The organism is Aliiroseovarius sp. D2-2, assembly GCF_055809455.1.
The window spans coordinates 1194221-1211744 of the sequence record NZ_CM147913.1 but is presented as its reverse complement, the minus strand read 5'-3'; the positions used below and the strand labels follow the sequence as shown (position 1 = coordinate 1211744).

The following is a 17524-nucleotide window of genomic DNA, read 5'->3' as shown; positions in this document are numbered from 1 at the left end:
GGGCGACGGACGGAGAGCATCCTCATGGTGCAAGAAAAACGCGGGATTGGCCCCTATCTGACGCATCTGGCGCTGGCGGGTGTGTTGAACCTGCCTCGACTTTTGCCGTACAAGCTTCGCCTGCCCGTAGTTGGTTGGTTCGCGGCCAGGGTTATTGGCCCTGTCGCAGGCTACAACAAACGTGTCCGCCGCAATCTGGCCCTGACATGCCCAGACATGTCAGAGGTCGAAATCAAGCGGATGGAGAATGCTGTTCTGTCAAATGCTGGGCGTTTCCTGGCCGAGATGTGGTCCGGAGACACCTTCTTTAACAGAATGAAGAACACTCATCTGACAGGCCCCGGTGTAGCCGCACTTGAGAAGGCAAAGACAGATGGGCGACCAATCATCGCCACGTCAGGTCATTTTGGAAACTACGATGCCGGACGTGCGGTTCTTATCCAATCAGGCTATAATACCGGGGCGCTATATCGCCCGATGTCCAACGCTTATTTCAACGAAAGCTACAAAAAACGCATGGAGGGGTTTGAAGGGAAAGCCTTTGAACAATCCCGACGCGGCATGGGCGGCATGGTGAAGCATCTTCGCCAAGGTGGTCTTTTGGCAATCCTTCTGGACCAGCGTGAAGATCAGGGCGCAAAGCTAAGCTTTTTCGGCCAACCTGCCATGACAACACTTGCCATCGCCGAGATGGCACTGAAATACGACACACTTTTCGTTCCAATTTTCGCCATCCGAAAAGAGAACGGCGTGGATTTTGAGGTGGTGGTCGAAGAACCGATCGCGCATTCAGATCCTGAAACCATGATGCAGGAATTCAACGATCGTTTCGAAGCGCGTGTGCGCGCGAACATGGATCAGTTTTTGTGGATTCATAATCGCTGGCAAATGCCAGAAGGCTCGCAAGCTTAATCCAGCGCGATTGCTGCTACGATTTCCCCTGGATAGTCTCCCATCCGTGTCGCTTGAAGGATGATCGCGGCTTTTTGGCCTTCGGGTGCCAGTGGTTTTGGAAGCAAAAACTCAATCTCACCTTTGCCATCCCACTTTCCGAAGGCCTGAACATCGGTCACAATATTTGTCGAAGTGATCGAACGGCCCGCGTTTTCTCCGCGTTTGATGGCCACAGTGGCTTTCGGGGCAAAAAGCACGATTTGCGCTACTACTGGCGTCGGCAGCGGGCGATTCGCAATGTTTGCCACGCGCACGACCCGACCGTCTGCGCTGTCTTGCGTTGACAGGCTAACCTGCTCGACGGCCATCTGATGCCTGTGAAGGATCTCCATCACTTTCATGACGTGACTTCCCACGGCCTGATCGGATCCTCCGATCACCATCTGAGGCGTGTAGATGGATTTGGTTCCAAACCCATACGCATAAGCCTTTTGCCGCTTCGTATGCTCTGGACGTGCAAAGGTATCTTTCCAGCCGATATAGTCCCAGTAATCCACATGCATGGCCAACGGTAAAATATCGTCATGGCGCGCAAGTTCGGAAAGAAACTCATCTGCAGGAGGACAAGAAGAACAGCCCTGCGAGGTAAACAGCTCGACCACCACAACGGATCGGTCCCCCGCCGTTGCCACGCCAGCGACTGTACAAATGAAAATACTGATCAAACTCGCCAGAATTGCCCGCATTGATGTCTCTTTCAGTGTTGCTCTGATCTTTAAATAGCGATCCAACGCCTGACCTGCCAATCAAGGATTTGCGAGCGAAATGTTACAGTTTCCTGTTTTGATTGAATTTCCACCCTTCTGGGCCCTATCGCGGCCAATAAATCGTGAAAACAAAGCCCTTGCGCAAACGTCACGTCTCGCGGTTCACTTAAGACAGCCAATCCCTTTTGTGATTTGAAGGATGCCATCCAATGCCCATTTCAGTCGGTTCCGACACAGCCAAGACCCGCCGTAGCCTTTCAGCAGGTGAAAAAACTGTATCCTATTATTCCATTCCAGCAGCCGAAGCTGCAGGGTTGGGATCATTCAAACGCCTGCCTGCCGCCTTGAAGGTTGTTCTGGAAAACATACTTCGTTTTGAGGATGACGGGCGCACTGTCAGCGTGGAAGATATCAAAGCCTTTTCAGAATGGGGTACGAATGGCGGTCAAAACCCGCGCGAGATCGCCTATCGCCCTGCCCGCGTTTTGATGCAGGACTTCACCGGCGTGCCCGCCGTTGTGGATCTGGCAGCGATGCGTGATGGGATCAAAGCACTTGGCGGAGATGCCCAGAAGATCAACCCACTTACGCCGGTGGATCTGGTCATCGACCACTCCGTCATGATCGACGAATTCGGCACCCCACGCGCCTTTCAAATGAATGTAGACCGCGAATATGAGCGGAACCTAGAACGATATACTTTCCTGAAATGGGGTCAGTCGGCGTTTAACAATTTCCGTGTTGTGCCCCCGGGAACGGGAATCTGTCATCAGGTCAACTTGGAATATCTGGCGCAGGCTGTTTGGACCGACACGGACCAAAACGGTGAAGACGTTGCCTATCCCGACACGCTGGTGGGCACGGACAGTCACACCACCATGGTGAACGGATTGGCGGTTCTTGGCTGGGGTGTTGGCGGCATCGAAGCCGAAGCAGCCATGCTTGGTCAGCCCATTTCAATGTTGATCCCAGAAGTGATTGGGTTTGAACTGACCGGAGATATGCGCGAAGGCACCACCGGCACAGACCTTGTTTTGAAAGTGGTCGAGATGCTGCGCGAAAAAGGCGTGGTGGGCAAATTCGTTGAGTTCTTTGGCGAAGGGTTGGATCGTTTGCCTTTGGCTGACCGTGCCACGATCGCCAACATGGCGCCGGAATACGGCGCCACCTGTGGTTTCTTCCCAATTGATAACGAGACCTTGCGCTACATGCGCACCACGGGCCGGGACGAGGCGCGGATTGCCTTGGTCGAAGCCTATGCCAAGGAAAATGGGCTGTGGCGTGATGCGGATTATGCACCGATTTATACGGATACGCTGAAGCTGAATATGGGGGATATCGTACCGGCGATTTCCGGCCCGAAACGCCCGCAGGACTATGTTGCCCTGACCGAAGCGCGCGCGGCTTTCCATCAGGAAATGGCTGAAACCTTCAAGCGCCCCATGGACAAAGAGGTTTCGGTTTCTGGTGAAGACTACACCCTTTCGTCTGGTGACGTCGTGATCGCCTCGATCACGTCCTGCACAAACACGTCAAACCCACATGTGATGATCGGCGCGGGATTGGTTGCCCGCAAAGCCGCCGCCTTGGGCCTGAATCGCAAGCCATGGGTCAAGACCTCTCTGGCCCCCGGATCGCAGGTTGTCTCCGCTTATCTTGAAGCTGCAGGGCTTCAGGAAGATCTGGACAAAATCGGTTTTAACCTTGTGGGCTATGGCTGCACCACCTGCATCGGCAATTCGGGGCCGATCCAGAAAGAGCTGTCGGACGCGATTGCTGAAGGTGATTTGGTCGCGACCTCTGTTCTGTCAGGCAACCGCAACTTCGAAGGCCGCATCAGCCCCGATGTGCGCGCCAACTATCTGGCCTCGCCGCCATTGGTTGTGGCCTATGCCTTGGCAGGAACAATGGATATCGATCTGACCAATGATCCAATTGGACAAGATCACGACGGCAAAGATGTCTATCTGGCGGATATCTGGCCCTCGACACAAGAAATCGCAGAGCTGGTCGAAAAGACCGTTACACGCGATGCCTTTCAGTCCAAATATGCCGACGTCTTCAAAGGTGACGAGAAATGGCGTTCGGTCCAAACGACGGATGCCGAGACCTATGACTGGCCCACCGCATCGACCTATATCCAGAACCCGCCGTATTTTCAGGGGATGGCGAAGGAACCGGGCGTAATCTCGGACATCACCGGGGCAAAGGTGCTGGCTGTTCTGGGCGATATGATCACCACCGACCATATCTCGCCTGCCGGGTCTTTCCCAACCACTTCGCCCGCTGGGCAGTACCTGATCGAACGGCAGGTCCAACCGCGCGAGTTCAACTCTTACGGCTCACGGCGTGGCAATCATGAGGTCATGATGCGCGGCACATTTGCCAATATCCGCATCAAAAATGAAATGCTGCCAGGCGTTGAAGGTGGCTATACGAAAGGACCGGATGGAGGCCAGGTTTCGATCTATGAGGCTGCAAAGGCGCACCAATCCAACGGCACCCCGCTTGTCGTTTTCGGGGGCGCGCAATATGGCGCGGGTTCGTCGCGTGATTGGGCCGCGAAGGGCACCAACCTTTTGGGGGTGAAGGCCGTGATCGCAGAAAGCTTCGAACGCATCCATCGTTCAAACCTTGTGGGTATGGGCGTGATCCCGTTCGAATTCACAGGCGGCGACACCCGTAAAACCTTAGGCCTGACAGGGGACGAAACCGTTTCGATCACCGGCTTAGAAGGCGATCTGAAACCCTTGTCCGAAGTGCCATGCGCAATCACATATGCAGATGGAACCGTGAAAGAGATCACCCTGAAGTGCCGCATCGATACTGAAGTCGAGGTCGAATACGTCGAAAATGGCGGTGTTCTGCACTATGTGCTGCGTGACCTCGCCAAGTCTTAGGATGAGTCGGCCGGAAGAAATGGGCGGACTGGTTGTTCGAAAACCAAAAATGAAAGGTGACGCGCAGCAACCTGTGATGTGCGTCACTGAGATGGGCAGCAATCTGCGATAAATAAATAGTCAGAAAATGATCGGTTTTTGCCAACGGTTCTAGATCGCTGTGCAAACACGCATTACCATAGATCAAATGATTGAATTGCGAAGTTTACGCCAAAGCAATGCAACCAAACTGAGGACAGAATTCAGGTGGGTAATTTTCTTAAAAACATCCCGGTTCCAATTCTGGAATTCACCGCATTCGCGGTTTTCATCGCGATCTTGAACACTACAGGTTAACGCGCTTCAGCTTCGGCGATTGCTGGGCGGATGATGCTTTCAAGAATGCCTTCGGTAATCGGACCAGCAAAGCGTTTCACGACAGTGCCGTCAGCCGCAATCACAAAGGTTTCCGGAACTCCGTAAAGTCCCCACTCAAGCCCAGTGCGGCCTTCGCCATCAGTCATCAGCGCTGCATAAGGATTGCCCAATTGGGTCAGAAATCGCTTGGCGTTGGCGGGGTCATCTTTGTAGTTGATCCCATTGATCTGAACGCCTTCTTCAGCCAATTTCTCCAACATTGGGTGTTCAGCTCGGCAGGGTGCGCACCAGCTGGCCCAGAAGTTTACCAGTTTCACACCACCGGATTTCAGATCGTCTTGTGTAAACCCTGGTTCCCCTTCGAAAGCAGTGACCTGCAATGTAGGAACGATCCCGCCTTCACGGGTTGATGGCAACGCGCCACGATCTTCTTGCTTCATGCCCCAAAGAAACATTGATGCCAGTCCCAAAAACAGAACCGGAGGCAGGATCATAAGCCAAGAAATCCCTTTTTTCTTCTCAGTCATTCCGCTTTGCCCTTTCTTCGGCCGCATCCAGTTCTTGTTTCACTTGGACTGAACGACGCCAAGTCACAAGGATCAGCGCGATCAAAAGTCCGAGAGTGATCGCCCATGATGACAGGATGGCATCTGCATATTTGCCAAGTTCAAGCATCTTTCATCCTTTCACGGACGTCCAAACGGTGCAGGCGAACCAAGCGCAGCTCGGTCCGGGTGCGGATCAAAACAAGGGCTACAAACAGCAAGATGAAGCCAGCAATGCACAACAAGAGCGGCTGGTAGTAGACGTTCGACACGTGCTCTTCCTTGTCCAGCGATAGTGATGCGCCCTGATGCAGGCCTTGGTTCCAGAAGTTCACCGCATAGCGGCTAAGGATGGCAAAAACCGAACCAACGATACACAAAACTGATGTCAGATCTGCCGCCGTATCAGGGTTATCAATGGCCGCCCAAAGCGCCATATAGCCCAGATAAAACAGAAACAGGATCAGAAAGCTGGTCAGCCGCGGGTCCCACGCCCAATAGGTGCCCCACATAGGTTGGCCCCATATTGCGCCGGTAATCAACGCGATCACTGTCATTGTCACACCGATCAGCGCGGCGGCCTTCGCCGCCCGGACGGATACATGGTGACGGCGCACAATCCAGATCAACGAGGTGACAAGCATCATCGCCCAGATGTTGATCGCCATCATCGCGCTTGGCACATGGATATAGATGATCTTGACCGAATTGCCGAAATTAGTGGCTTCTGGTGTGAAGAAGAATCCCCAGATCAATCCAGGGATCAGGGTCACGGCACATAAGCCAATCACCCAAGGCAAAACCTTGCTGCTGAGCGCCATGAACTTGACCGGGTTTGCGAATTCCCAAAGTGACATGTTTTTCCTCTGTAGCTTCCTTGGTTGGGTAGCGAGTGACAACATAGGGCAACTGCCCCGGAATGGTTTGACTTATCTCAGGTTCACACGCAAGGCAGCTGCGGCGGCAAATGGTAGCAGAGCGATGGATCCAGCGGTGATCCCGGCCATCATCAACAGCGGTGTCGTGGCGGAAAGGCCCGCAGCACCTCGGGTGGCGGCCTCGGCCCCGAAGATCAGGGTTGGGATGTAAAGTGGCAAAACCAGCAGCGACAGAAGCAGCCCGCCACGTTTTAGACCAACGGTCAACGCAGCCCCAAAGGCCCCGATCATTGATAAGGCCGGAGTGCCAATCAAAAGCGTGACAAAGATCCAGTAATGCCCAGGGCTTTCCAAGTTCATCAACGTGCCCAGAACAGGCGCGGCCAAGGTCAGCGGTAGCCCCGTCACCAGCCAGTGCGCCAACGCCTTCACTCCTACGATGCCCTCCATCGGGATCGGAGCCGTTGCCAATAGATCCAATGATCCGTCTTCGAAGTCCAACTGAAAGATGCGATCAAGTGACAGCAAGCAGGCCAATAGTGCGCCCACCCACAGAATGCCGGGCGCGATGCGTGATAGGATCGCGGCCTCGGGCCCAACGCCAAACGGAACCAGTGTTGATACAATCAGGAAGAAGGCCAGTCCAAGGCCAAAGCCCCCGCCCGCGCGCATTGCCAGCCTAAGATCCCGAACCAGAAGCGCAATCATTGGAAAGCCTCGTCGAAATCTGCATATGCATCGCGGGGACCGTCATTGTGTGGACGATTGGCATCTGCCTTGTATGGGCCGACATCGAACGTATCGGCCTTCAAGCCCAGATCGATATGCGTGGCAATCAAAGCCGAACCGCCAGTTGCCACATGCCGCTGCACAGCATCAGCAAATAGCTTCACCGATGCCACATCAAGCGACACGGTTGGCTCGTCCAATAGCCAAATGGGACGCCCCGTCACCAAAAGACGCGCCAATCCCAGTCGCCGTTTCTGGCCCGCTGATAGGTTCGCTGCGGGACGGTTTAGAAGACCGTGAAGATTGAAACTTTCCACTGCGGAGGCAATCTCGTCCACTCCATGAACTGATGCCCAGAACCGAAGATTTTCTTCCACAGTCAGGGTGGCCTTCAAGCCGTCTGCATGTGCGCCATATGTGACGTGTTCGGGATCGACCGACACCGTGCCTGAGACAGGCGGTTGAAGCCCGGCAAGCGTGCGAAGAAGTGTGGTTTTGCCTGATCCGTTCGGTCCGCGAAGGATCAGCACCTGACCGGGCTGAAGGGTGAAATCCAGCCCTTCAAGCACTGGCACGCCGCCACGTGCAACAGAAAGTTTATCGGCCCTAAGCTCCATGAAAAAGCCTTAGACCGGAAGGGCGGCCAGCGCAATGCGGCGTCCTTCGGCGATCAGCACATTATAGGTGCGGCAGGCCGCGGCAGAGCTCATAAGCTCAATGCCGATCCCGGCTTCGTCCAATGCTTCCTGCAACGGCTGTGGGGGATGGGCGATTTCCGCTCCCATTCCCAGAAACAGTACGTCAATTTGCCCCTTCAGCGCAGTCAGCGAGGCAATATCCTGAAGCCCGCCCCAACTGATTGCCGTTTCGGCCGTGACAAGCACAGGCCCGTGGATCACTTCACCTGCGACACGAAAGAACCCCGGTCCATAGCTGTCGACCGGCTGCGCGCTGTCATATCTGACTTCGTGAAACTGCATCCTGCTCTCCTTAACCTAGGACCGCATATAGACCTGACAGGGCCGATCCAGCAATGATTGCGTAGGCCACACGTCGATAAAGGCGTTCATACTCCGGATTGAAAACCCAACCTCCGATGAAATTTCCCAAGAGACTGGGCACCATTGTTAAAAGGCCCAGCACCAGTGGAAGTCCCAGAAGTTTGCCCGCGATCAGGAAGGCCGCCAACATGATCAGATCAAAGAAAAACAAAAACGCGGTGGTATTGGCGCGGATCACACGCGGGCCATGTGGCGAGGCCATATAAAGCAAAATGACCGGTGGTCCCGGAATGCCAGCGGCCCCGCCCAAAAGGCCAGCCACACCGCCCGTTGCCCAAACCGTTTTGGGTGTCACTGCCCCGTGATACCGCCATCCGCTTACAAGAGCTGCCAACATTGCAAGGCTCACAAGCGACACGACAAGTTTGAATACTATGGGTTCGACCACGAAAAGTGCGGCCAACCCAAGCGGCAGTGCAAGCGCCATCCCGACCACTAGCCGCATCAGATCTTTCGGATGTCCATCTTTCAAGGCGCGCGGAATAGCAGGTGCGGGACCTGCCAAATCCATAACAATAAGAATTGCGATTGCCAGAACCGGATCAACAACTTGCGAGGTGATCGGTAGAAAAATCATGGCCGTGCCAAATCCGGCAAATCCGCGCACAAGCCCAGCTGTGAAAGCTGCTGCCAGAATCCACCCAAGCCCCGGCAGTGCCAGGGCTTGGGCGAAAAGATCAGGCATCTACATCGGCAAATTGGTTGCCAGAGTTCGCGTCAGGCTTTGACCAGTCGCGTTTCACGCCAAGGCGCAACAAGATGGCCGAGGCCACGAAAATCGACGAGTACGTCCCAACGATCACACCCCAAATCATCGCAAACACGAATCCGCGGATCACATCGCCACCAAGCACATAAAGCGCAATCAGCGCCAAAAGCGTGGTGACAGAGGTCATCATGGTCCGTGCCAGCGTTTCATTGATCGACAGGTTCAGAACTTCTTTCAGGTCCATCTTCTTGTAGCGGCGCAAATTCTCGCGCACGCGGTCAAAAACAACCACAGTATCGTTCAGTGAATAGCCGACGATGGTCAGAAGGGCCGCGATAATGGCCAAATCAAACTTGATGCCCAACAGGCTGAAAATCCCGATGGTCAGCACCACATCATGCACAAGCGCGGCTACGGCACCCAGTGAGAACTGCCATTCGAACCGCAGCCAAATATAGACAAGCACGGCGGCAATCGCAGCAACAACGGCAAGGACGGCAGTGGTTACCAGCTCGCCCGACACTTTCGGCCCGACACTTTCCACGCTTGGGAAGGTGATCGCCGGATCAACCTTGACCAGGGCTTGTTCAATCACGGTCATGGTTTCGGGGGTGATGGCCTCCTGGCCCTCTTGCGCCTCGATGCGGATTTGGCTGACATGCTGATCGGCACGGAAGTTCACGTCATTGACCTCGACAATCGAGATGTCTCCCAGCGCAAGCGGTGTCAGCGCATCACGATAAGTGCCCACATCCACGGCCAGCGTGCTTTCAGTGCGGATTGTCGTCCCGCCACGGAAGTCGATGCCAAAGTTCAAACCGATCACAAGGAACAAGATCACCGATGCGACCATAGCCAGACCGGAGGCCCCCAACGTCGCAATCGAACGTTTGAAGAAGTCAAACACACGGCCCTGTGGTGCCAGTCGAATGCCTTTGATTTCAAGGGTACGCGGACGTTTGCGTTCGAACCAAATGACAATCATCAGACGCGTCAGGAAGATGGCCGTGAAGACCGAGGTGATGATACCCAGCCCCAGTGTGACCGAGAACCCGCGCACCGGACCAGAGCCCATGATGAACAGGATCACAGCCGTGATGAAGGTGGTGATGTTGGCATCCAGAATGGCCGACAGAGCTTTCTCATAGCCCAATTCGATGGCCCGCGCGGGGCCACGCCCCGCTTTCAGTTCTTCGCGAATACGTTCAAAGACCAGCACGTTGGCATCCACGGCCATACCGATGGTCAACACAATGCCCGCGATACCCGGCAAGGTCAGCGTGGCCCCGATCATCGACAGAAGGCCGAAGATCATACCCACGTTCAGGATCAGCGCGATATTGGCGATCACACCGAACCAACCGTAGGAGGCAACCATGAAGATCAGAACCGCAGCAAAAGCCACAATCGACGCGATCTTACCCGCATCAATGCTGTCTTGACCCAGCTCAGGGCCGATTGTGCGTTCTTCGACGTAGGTCAGCTCGGCAGGCAAAGCACCTGCGCGCAGAAGCACGGCCAGATTGGTTGATTCCTCAAGCGTGAAATTGCCAGAGATGATACCCGAGCCGCCACAGATCTGTTCATTGATGCGCGGGGCCGAGATGACTTCTTCATCCAGCACAATTGCAAAAGGCGCACCAACATTGGCGCCAGTGTAGTCGCAGAAAAGACGCGCGCCCGCGACATTGAACCGGAAGTTCACAGCAGGCTGGCCGTTTTGGTCAAACGCGGGCTGTGCATCGTTCAATTGTTCGCCGGTCACAACAGGCGTTTGCTCTAGAACATAAAGCACACCTTCTTCATCCAGCGACGGATAAAGAACATTGCGCGGACCGGGCGTGGTTGTCGCGTCGGTGGTGCGGTTGACCACCGGGTGGAAGGTCAATTTGGCTGTCTTGCCAATGATCTCTTTCAGCTCAGACGCCGACCCGATGCCCGGCACTTGAATCAGAATACGTTTGTCACCTTGGCGCTGAATGGTGGGTTCGCGCGTGCCAACCTCGTCCACACGACGGCGAATGATTTCAAGCGATTGCTGGATGGTACGATCGTCGGTGGCAACGCGTTCGGCCTCGGACAGAGTAACTACGAACTCACCCTCACGACCGGGATTAACCTCGATATCGGTTGATCCAACACCAGACAGGCTGACAACCGGCTGCGCCAGCGCGCGAACGGCCTCGATCGCTTGTGGCAAAGCTTCGGGCTTCGAAATCTGGACCCGAAGTTCAGCGGGATTGCTGTCCTGACGGCGGATCGTACCAATGGTGGCACGCTCGTCCCGCAAGGCATTGCGGATTTCCGGCCAATAGCCATCCATGCGCGCTTCATAGACATCCTCGACCTGAACCTCTGCCAGCAGATGCGCACCACCGCGCAGGTCCAGACCCAGGTTAACCAGAGAACTCGGCGCCCAATCGGGCCACGCGGAACGATCCGCTTCCAGTTCGGCTGTGGCGCCCGTGGTTTCGATCGTTGCGACCGCGTCATTATGGGTCTCGACCCGGTCGTAAAAGCCGTTCGGAGACGCAAAATACAGGCCAAGGAGCACCAGCCCCCAGATCACAAGACGTTTCCAAGTTGCGATTTGAAGCATGTGCCCCTGCCCTATAAATCTTTGTTATTCAGTTTGTTTGGTCGGAAAAGTCCGAGAAGATCAGCCTTCAACCGGCTCGGTCTTACCCATGACATTCACGATGGTCGAGCGTACAACACGGACCTTCACGCCCGATGCGATTTCAACTTCAACCTCGGTGTCGTCTTTGACTTTTGTGACCTTACCGATCACACCGCCTTGCGTGACGACCTGATCGCCTTTGCGCAGCGCACCAAGCATCGCCTGATGCTCTTTCATCTTCTTTTGCTGAGGGCGGATCATGAAGAAATACATGATCGCGAAGACCAGCACCATTGGGACCAACATCCCGTTCAGAATTCCGCCTGCTGGCGCGCCCGCGGCTTGTGCAAATGCAGGAGTTGCAAACATCGTTTAGTCCCTTTTTTCACAGGCGGGCCCTTACGCCCCGCATAAATGTCCGGCGCACCCTATATGGGGGTCTGTGGGTTGTCCAGCAAGCATGGCCATCGGGCTTTCTTCACTTTTGCACACACAATTTAGTCTTTCCTTTCGCGCCGCCTTGCGTAATTTGATCAAAATATCAATCCACAGGAGTCCCCATGCTTGCCTTCAAGATCACTTCGGACGTCGAACCGGAAACCGAGCGTCCCTCGGACGACAAACTGATCTCGGGCAATCCCGAGTTCACCACCTGGTCATTGGAAGAAACCGAGGATCAATTCACCGGCATCTGGCAATCCACTCCGGGCAAGTGGCGCGTCTCTTATGACGAATGGGAATACTTCAATATTCTTAATGGCCATTCGGTCCTGACCGATGCGAACGGTGCAGAGACCCACCTTCGCGCGGGCGACCGCATGGTCATTCGCCCCGGCTTTTCCGGCACGTGGGAAGTTTTGGAAACCACGCGCAAAGACTATGTGATACGCATCTTCGCTTAGGGCTTCCCCCGCGCGCGCCCTTCTGGCATATGCGCGTCAGGTTTAAGCAAAGGACAGATCCATGCATGATATTCGCCTGATCCGTGACAATCCTGAAGCATTCGACAAGGCCATGGCCCGTCGGGGCCTATCGGCGCTGTCAGGCGAGGTGCTGTCGCTTGATGAAAGCCGCCGGGCCGCCATCCTTGCGGCTGAAACCGCGCAGGCTGACGCCAACAAGGCGGCGAAATCCGTGGGGGCTGCAAAAGCCTCGGGCGATGAGGCTGAGTTTGAGCGTCTGCGCGCATTGGTCGGCGAAAAGAAGGCCGAGATTGCCGAGCTGAACGATCAGGCGAAAGAGCTGGACGGAAAGCTCTCCGACCTTTTGATGGGTTTGCCCAACATCATGGCGGACGATGTGCCGGATGGTGAAGACGAAGACGACAATGTCGAGATCAACCGCTGGGGCACCCCGCGCGAGTTCGCCTTTAAACCGATCGAGCATTACGAGCTTCCCGCAGTTCAGGATGGTCTGGATTTCGAGACTGCCGCGAAGCTTTCCGGCTCGCGCTTCATGGTGCTGTCTGGCGCTGTGGCCCGTCTGCACCGCGCGCTGGCCCAGTTCATGCTGGACGTGCACGTGAATGAAAACGAGCTGACCGAAACCTGGACCCCGGTTCTGGTTAAAGAAGAAATGATGCTGGGCACGGGCCAATTGCCCAAGTTTGGCGAAGATAGCTATCAGACCACAAATGGTTGGTGGCTGGTGCCGACTGCTGAGGTTCCGCTGACAAATATCGTCAATGGCGCGACGGTTGAAGAGGGCTATTTGCCCCGTCGCTATGTGGCCCACACCCAGTGTTTCCGGTCCGAAGCCGGATCCGCGGGGCGTGACACCGCCGGCATGTTGCGTCAGCACCAGTTCGAAAAAGTCGAGATGGTATCGATCACCAAACCCGACGAAAGCGATGCCGAACATAAGCGCATGACCCGCTGTGCCGAGGATATTCTGGAACGTCTGGGCCTGCCCTATCGTACCGTCGTTCTGTGCACCGGCGATATCGGGTTCGGCGCGATCCGCACCCATGACATCGAGGTTTGGTTGCCCGGCCAAAAAACCTATCGCGAGATCAGCTCGATCTCGACCTGCGGGGAATTTCAGGCACGTCGCATGAACGCCCGCATGAAGCCCGCCGAGGGTGGCAAGCCCGTGTTCCTGCACACACTTAACGGGTCGGGGCTGGCAGTGGGTCGCACCTTGATTGCCGTGCTTGAAAACGGTCAGGAAGAGGACGGATCGGTCACCGTGCCAGAGGTCCTGCACCCTTACTTGGGCGGCAAAACTCGGATCACGGCGGAAGGTCAGCTGGCTTAACCGTCTGGTCTATTTCAAAAGTTCTTCGATGACGGGATCAAGAGTGCGCGGGCGATAAGACGTCTGCCGCACCCTTTCTTTTGCAGCGCCTGAAATCTGCCGGGCCGGGATATCTTGGCTGTCAGGATCGCGCAAAAGCGTGCGATCGCACAGCAATAACCCCCAAAGATTGCGCCATTCGGGTTGCAAGGCTGCCCCCCGGTCATCCGCCGTCAGGTCAGCGGCGGTCAGAAGTTCCTGAAGTCGTGAAGGGTTGAAGTCTAACTTGCGCTCTTGCGCCCCTGCCACGATCCAAGCCGTTGGAAAGGCGGATAACTCTGGAGCTGCACCCGAGCCCCCGACGATCCCATGATTGCCCGCAAACCAAAGCTGCTGATAGCGTGAATTGCTGCTCGTGATCTCTCCGTTCAGTTTGTCTAGATTGATCCAGAGCGCCGGGGGAAAGAGTTTTCGGCGCTCATCAATTGCCACAGCATGACGCGCTGCCCCAACAGATCGGGACAGATCCGCATCGTGAAACGCATAGCGCGCATTCAGGAAACGCGCGAGCGGACCAAGGAACGGGGGAACACCCAGTGCGCCCACCGTGTCCCATACGCCGACATAAGTGATGTCCAAAAGATGACAGTCGATCCCTTGCGCCTTGCGCCACTCCTCGTCCTTGGGACTGGTGGCGACCTCGGGCGACATGGCCAAGCGCGCGGCCATAGAGGGTGCGCTGTCGGGGTGCGAGTTGCGGCCGTCGCGTGCGCGATACAAGCGCATCGCTTCGGGGATCAGGTCGGTTCGATTAGATGGCAGAATGCCAGCTGTACGGATCATGCCCGCAAGGGATCGCGCTGTGTAGGCGCCGCGGGAGAACCCAAAAATGTAAATCTGGTCGCCCGGCTCATAAGTGAACAACAGGGCGCGGTAGGCCTCCAAAATGCGGTCATCCAAGCCCCAGCCAAGCGCACCTCCCAGCACCCGATCTGTGAACCGCGACAGCTTCGTCACGCCCTGCCCGCTGCCCACACCAGGCAGATAGTGAACAACTTGCGTGACGAAGTCGCGCGCGGTCGGTCGCACTGCTTGCGCAATGCGCAACACATGGGTTGGATTTTGCGCGTCGGACCGGTTCCAGGTTCCGTCACAGAAAATGGCGATGCGTTTCATGTCAGCTCCGGTATTGGGTACCGAACACTAGCATGCCACAAAGGGTTGAGAAGTCTTTTGATTGAGCGGGCTTAGCCCAGCGTCACACCCTTACGGCCCGCCAGATCGGTGAAGTACTGCCACGCCACACGGCCCGAACGTGCGCCGCGTGTCGCTTGCCATTCAATCGCCTCGGCGCGCATGGTTTCGTCATCTATTTCAACGCCATGTGCATCGCAGTAGCCCCGGATCATCGACAGGTATTCATCTTGATCACAAGGATGGAAGCCCAGCCAAAGCCCAAATCGATCTGACAGCGATACTTTCTCTTCGACCGCCTCAGACGGGTTGATGGCTGATGAGCGCTCGTTCTCGATCATATCGCGCGGCATCAGGTGGCGGCGGTTGGATGTTGCATAGAAAACAACATTATCTGGGCGCCCTTCGATGCCTCCGTCCAGTACGGCTTTCAGCGACTTGTAGTGTTGGTCATCATGGCTGAACGAAAGATCATCACAGAACAGCAAGAAGCGATGGCTTGATCCGCGCAGGAGGTTCAGAAGGCGGCTGACCGACGGCAGGTCTTCGCGCTGTAGCTCAACGATTTTCAACGCCTGACCCTGCGACAGAACCTCGGCATGAACGGCCTTTACCAAAGACGACTTCCCCATCCCGCGCGCGCCCCAAAGCAGCGCGTTGTTGGCGGGCAACCCACGCGCAAATTGAAGCGTGTTCTCCAACAGCGTATCGCGCGATCGATTGACGCCCACAAGAAGATCAATCGAGACGCGGTTCACGTGGGTGACAGGCTCCAACCGATCCGGAGACATGTGCCAGACAAACGCATCTGCATGGTTGAAATCAGGCGCAGATAACGGGGCCGGAGACATGCGTTCCAACGCTTCGGCTATACGTTTCATCATGTCCTGATCTGCCATTTTCGATGGTCCTTCATGCCCTCAGAAGAGTTTCAAACCTTTAAAGCGCGGATGAGCCGGGTTTTAAAGAGTTAACGCGACAACAGGCCGAATTTGAGGAGACTTAAAGCGCATCGACACAACGAAAAACGCGCCCGAATGGGGCGCGTTTTCATTTTTCTAAATGATCGGGATCAGCGACCGGTTTCGACCATGCCTGGGTCGTCTTCCGGATCGTCGTCAGGGTCATTGTCCCCGTCATTGTCATCTTCATCATCTTCGTCGAACTCTGCCATCAGTTCGTCTTCAGCTTCTTCGTCGTCATCGTCGAACCACAAGCCTTGCGCACGCAGATCGGCTTCGCGTTTGCGTTCGACACGTTTCACAAGCTGGATTGAGATCTCATAAAGCCCATAGACAACAACGAACAGAATGACCTGCGTGATAACATCGGGGGGTGTAACCAGTGCGGCCAGAACCAGAATGCCAACCACCGCATATTTGCGCACATCAGCCAGACCTTGCGACGACACCAGCCCGGCTTTGCCCATCAGGGTCAGAAGAACTGGAAGCTGGAAGCAAAGACCAAAGGCCACAATGAACTTGATCGACAGGCGCAGGTATTCCTGAACAGAGCCTTGGAAATCGATAGAGGCCTCGACCCCAGTTTCGCCAACATTGCCCGATTGCTGGAACCCTAGGAAGAAGTCGAAGGCCAGAGGCATCACCACGTAGAAGGCAAAGCTGGCGCCAATCAGGAACATGATGGGTGACGCCAGCATGAAGGGCAGGAACGCATTTTTCTCGGTCTTATAAAGACCCGGCGCAACAAACCGCCAAAGCTGATAGCTGAGATAGGGGAACGACAGAACCAATCCCCCGAAAAGCGAGATCGAGACCGCGACGAAGAAACCTTCTTGCAGCTTAATCAAGATCAGCCCGCAATCCGCTTGTCCACGCTCGGCCATGGTCGAACACAGCGGCTCGGTCAGGATGTTGAAGATCGGGTTCCAGACGGTGAAACAGATCACCATGCCGATGATGAAGGCAACGGCGGAATGGATAAGCCGCGTGCGCAGCTCTGCCAGATGCTCGATCAGCGGGGCCGAGCTGTCTTCGATCTCGTCAGTGTCGCTCATGCGTCAGATGTATCCGTGGATTTGGGTTTCGCCTTCGACGCTGGCTTTTTCGCAGCGGGCTTCTTGGCAGCAGGTTTCTTGGCTGTGGATTTCTTAGCCGCAGGCTTTTTGGCTGCGGGCCTCTTAGCCTTCGATTTCGCCGCAGGTTTGGCCGGCTTGTCGTCCGAAACCTTGGCAGCAGCCGTTTTCGACGCTGACTTGGGCTTGACGCTTGCGGCACTGATCTTCTCAGCAGCCTTGGCAGTGGACTCGGCCAGCTTGGCGCTTTCCTCGTCGTCTTTTGCCTTAAGCGACGCGTCTGCATCTTTCTGATCACGCCGGGCCTGCGCGGGATCCCATCGTTCGAACCCCTCGGCGGCCTTGTTCAGCGCATCCAATCCCATCGACTTTGATGATGTGGCGGATTTCAACGTGCTGGCAATATCTTTAGCGCCAGATTCGTCCGCAGCGTCGTTCATGGCTTGCGTGAATTCGCGCCCCATTTGGCGCGCACGGGCGGTGAACCGACCAAGCGTGCGGAACATGCCGGGCAGGTCCTTGGGACCCACCACGATCAGGGCTACAACCCCGATAAGCAGAAGCTCGGTAAACCCGATGTCGAACATAGGCTGCGCCTTT

Annotated in this window: 18 protein-coding genes; 4 read left to right on the top strand and 14 right to left on the bottom strand. The window is 55.7% G+C overall.

Annotated elements, in window-relative coordinates; translation table 11 throughout:
* Positions 1-24 precede the first annotated feature (24 nt).
* Positions 25-912 (top strand): lysophospholipid acyltransferase family protein, encoded by an 888-nt coding sequence (locus AC0L6A_RS05995; RefSeq protein WP_473292844.1) that lies wholly within the window; start codon positions 25-27, stop codon positions 910-912.
* On the opposite strand, the gene AC0L6A_RS05990 is transcribed toward AC0L6A_RS05995, so the two are convergent.
* Positions 909-1640, bottom strand: coding sequence for a DUF1223 domain-containing protein (locus tag AC0L6A_RS05990; protein ID WP_473292843.1), 732 nt, complete (start codon positions 1638-1640; stop codon positions 909-911). The two genes, AC0L6A_RS05995 and AC0L6A_RS05990, sit on opposite strands and share 4 nt — an antisense overlap.
* 230 nt (positions 1641-1870) lie before the next feature.
* On the opposite strand from AC0L6A_RS05990, the gene acnA reads away from it, so the two are divergent.
* Positions 1871-4561 carry an aconitate hydratase AcnA gene (gene acnA, locus AC0L6A_RS05985; RefSeq protein ID WP_473292841.1) on the top strand — a complete coding sequence of 897 codons (2691 nt, stop codon included), beginning with the start codon at positions 1871-1873 and terminating at the stop codon, positions 4559-4561.
* Positions 4562-4893: 332 nt separating this feature from the next.
* Here the strand turns inward: acnA and AC0L6A_RS05980 are convergent, their stop codons facing one another.
* From AC0L6A_RS05980 to yajC, 9 genes are all read right to left on the bottom strand, one after another.
* On the bottom strand, positions 4894-5445 hold the full coding sequence (locus AC0L6A_RS05980) for a DsbE family thiol:disulfide interchange protein (protein ID WP_473292840.1): 552 nt from the start codon (positions 5443-5445) through the stop codon (positions 4894-4896).
* On the bottom strand, positions 5438-5593 hold the full coding sequence (locus AC0L6A_RS05975; protein WP_108855700.1) for a heme exporter protein CcmD: 156 nt from the start codon (positions 5591-5593) through the stop codon (positions 5438-5440). Before AC0L6A_RS05975 ends, AC0L6A_RS05980 begins: the two co-directional genes overlap by 8 nt.
* Positions 5586-6320: a heme ABC transporter permease gene (locus AC0L6A_RS05970; protein WP_473292839.1), complete on the bottom strand. Its 735-nt coding sequence runs from the start codon at positions 6318-6320 to the stop codon at positions 5586-5588. Before AC0L6A_RS05970 ends, AC0L6A_RS05975 begins: the two co-directional genes overlap by 8 nt.
* A 72-nt stretch (positions 6321-6392) precedes the next feature.
* Positions 6393-7049: a heme exporter protein CcmB gene (gene ccmB, locus AC0L6A_RS05965; protein ID WP_473292837.1), complete on the bottom strand. Its 657-nt coding sequence runs from the start codon at positions 7047-7049 to the stop codon at positions 6393-6395.
* The gene (gene ccmA / locus AC0L6A_RS05960) at positions 7046-7687 is read right to left on the bottom strand and encodes a heme ABC exporter ATP-binding protein CcmA (protein ID WP_473292836.1); all 642 of its coding nucleotides are present in this window, start codon (positions 7685-7687) and stop codon (positions 7046-7048) included. The genes ccmB and ccmA overlap by 4 nt, the downstream gene beginning before the upstream one ends.
* A 9-nt stretch (positions 7688-7696) precedes the next feature.
* The gene (locus tag AC0L6A_RS05955; protein WP_473292834.1) at positions 7697-8050 is read right to left on the bottom strand and encodes an Mth938-like domain-containing protein; all 354 of its coding nucleotides are present in this window, start codon (positions 8048-8050) and stop codon (positions 7697-7699) included.
* Between the two features lie 10 nt (positions 8051-8060).
* Entirely contained in the window at positions 8061-8816 is a 756-nt protein-coding gene (locus tag AC0L6A_RS05950) for a sulfite exporter TauE/SafE family protein (RefSeq protein ID WP_473292832.1), read from the bottom strand.
* Positions 8809-11439, bottom strand: coding sequence for a protein translocase subunit SecD (secD, locus tag AC0L6A_RS05945; protein WP_473292830.1), 2631 nt, complete (start codon positions 11437-11439; stop codon positions 8809-8811). The genes AC0L6A_RS05950 and secD overlap by 8 nt, the downstream gene beginning before the upstream one ends.
* A gap of 60 nt (positions 11440-11499) precedes the next feature.
* Complete coding sequence (gene yajC, locus AC0L6A_RS05940) at positions 11500-11829, bottom strand: preprotein translocase subunit YajC (protein WP_473292828.1); 330 nt, start codon at positions 11827-11829, stop codon at positions 11500-11502.
* 191 nt (positions 11830-12020) lie between these two features.
* Between yajC and AC0L6A_RS05935 the strand changes: the two genes are divergently transcribed.
* Positions 12021-12362: a cupin domain-containing protein gene (locus AC0L6A_RS05935; RefSeq protein WP_473292827.1), complete on the top strand. Its 342-nt coding sequence runs from the start codon at positions 12021-12023 to the stop codon at positions 12360-12362.
* 61 nt (positions 12363-12423) lie between these two features.
* Positions 12424-13716 (top strand): serine--tRNA ligase, encoded by a 1293-nt coding sequence (gene serS / locus AC0L6A_RS05930; RefSeq protein ID WP_473292825.1) that lies wholly within the window; start codon positions 12424-12426, stop codon positions 13714-13716.
* 9 nt (positions 13717-13725) lie between these two features.
* Here serS and AC0L6A_RS05925 read toward each other — a convergent pair whose 3' ends face one another.
* The 4 genes from AC0L6A_RS05925 to tatB all read right to left on the bottom strand — a co-directional run bounded on the left by AC0L6A_RS05925 (position 13726) and on the right by tatB (position 17511).
* Positions 13726-14871 carry a DUF2235 domain-containing protein gene (locus AC0L6A_RS05925; RefSeq protein WP_473292824.1) on the bottom strand — a complete coding sequence of 382 codons (1146 nt, stop codon included), beginning with the start codon at positions 14869-14871 and terminating at the stop codon, positions 13726-13728.
* Positions 14872-14942: 71 nt separating this feature from the next.
* Positions 14943-15788, bottom strand: coding sequence for an ATP-binding protein (locus AC0L6A_RS05920; RefSeq protein ID WP_473292822.1), 846 nt, complete (start codon positions 15786-15788; stop codon positions 14943-14945).
* 173 nt (positions 15789-15961) lie between these two features.
* The gene (gene tatC, locus AC0L6A_RS05915; protein WP_473292821.1) at positions 15962-16906 is read right to left on the bottom strand and encodes a twin-arginine translocase subunit TatC; all 945 of its coding nucleotides are present in this window, start codon (positions 16904-16906) and stop codon (positions 15962-15964) included.
* On the bottom strand, positions 16903-17511 hold the full coding sequence (gene tatB / locus AC0L6A_RS05910) for a Sec-independent protein translocase protein TatB (protein WP_473292819.1): 609 nt from the start codon (positions 17509-17511) through the stop codon (positions 16903-16905). Before tatB ends, tatC begins: the two co-directional genes overlap by 4 nt.
* Positions 17512-17524 lie beyond the last annotated feature (13 nt).

What these genes read in the sequence shown, in the direction of transcription:
- yajC (WP_473292828.1), bottom strand. Translation starts at nt 11,829, where the DNA reads ATGTTTGCAACTCCTGCATTTGCACAAGCCGCGGGCGCGCCAGCAGGC.
- AC0L6A_RS05990 (WP_473292843.1), bottom strand. Translation starts at nt 1,640, where the DNA reads ATGCGGGCAATTCTGGCGAGTTTGATCAGTATTTTCATTTGTACAGTC.
- AC0L6A_RS05950 (WP_473292832.1), bottom strand. Translation starts at nt 8,816, where the DNA reads ATGCCTGATCTTTTCGCCCAAGCCCTGGCACTGCCGGGGCTTGGGTGG.
- AC0L6A_RS05995 (WP_473292844.1), top strand. Translation starts at nt 25, where the DNA reads ATGGTGCAAGAAAAACGCGGGATTGGCCCCTATCTGACGCATCTGGCG.
- AC0L6A_RS05920 (WP_473292822.1), bottom strand. Translation starts at nt 15,788, where the DNA reads ATGGCAGATCAGGACATGATGAAACGTATAGCCGAAGCGTTGGAACGC.
- AC0L6A_RS05980 (WP_473292840.1), bottom strand. Translation starts at nt 5,445, where the DNA reads ATGACTGAGAAGAAAAAAGGGATTTCTTGGCTTATGATCCTGCCTCCG.
- ccmB (WP_473292837.1), bottom strand. Translation starts at nt 7,049, where the DNA reads ATGATTGCGCTTCTGGTTCGGGATCTTAGGCTGGCAATGCGCGCGGGC.
- AC0L6A_RS05970 (WP_473292839.1), bottom strand. Translation starts at nt 6,320, where the DNA reads ATGTCACTTTGGGAATTCGCAAACCCGGTCAAGTTCATGGCGCTCAGC.
- AC0L6A_RS05975 (WP_108855700.1), bottom strand. Translation starts at nt 5,593, where the DNA reads ATGCTTGAACTTGGCAAATATGCAGATGCCATCCTGTCATCATGGGCG.
- secD (WP_473292830.1), bottom strand. Translation starts at nt 11,439, where the DNA reads ATGCTTCAAATCGCAACTTGGAAACGTCTTGTGATCTGGGGGCTGGTG.
- tatC (WP_473292821.1), bottom strand. Translation starts at nt 16,906, where the DNA reads ATGAGCGACACTGACGAGATCGAAGACAGCTCGGCCCCGCTGATCGAG.
- serS (WP_473292825.1), top strand. Translation starts at nt 12,424, where the DNA reads ATGCATGATATTCGCCTGATCCGTGACAATCCTGAAGCATTCGACAAG.
- AC0L6A_RS05955 (WP_473292834.1), bottom strand. Translation starts at nt 8,050, where the DNA reads ATGCAGTTTCACGAAGTCAGATATGACAGCGCGCAGCCGGTCGACAGC.
- AC0L6A_RS05925 (WP_473292824.1), bottom strand. Translation starts at nt 14,871, where the DNA reads ATGAAACGCATCGCCATTTTCTGTGACGGAACCTGGAACCGGTCCGAC.
- ccmA (WP_473292836.1), bottom strand. Translation starts at nt 7,687, where the DNA reads ATGGAGCTTAGGGCCGATAAACTTTCTGTTGCACGTGGCGGCGTGCCA.
- tatB (WP_473292819.1), bottom strand. Translation starts at nt 17,511, where the DNA reads ATGTTCGACATCGGGTTTACCGAGCTTCTGCTTATCGGGGTTGTAGCC.
- acnA (WP_473292841.1), top strand. Translation starts at nt 1,871, where the DNA reads ATGCCCATTTCAGTCGGTTCCGACACAGCCAAGACCCGCCGTAGCCTT.
- AC0L6A_RS05935 (WP_473292827.1), top strand. Translation starts at nt 12,021, where the DNA reads ATGCTTGCCTTCAAGATCACTTCGGACGTCGAACCGGAAACCGAGCGT.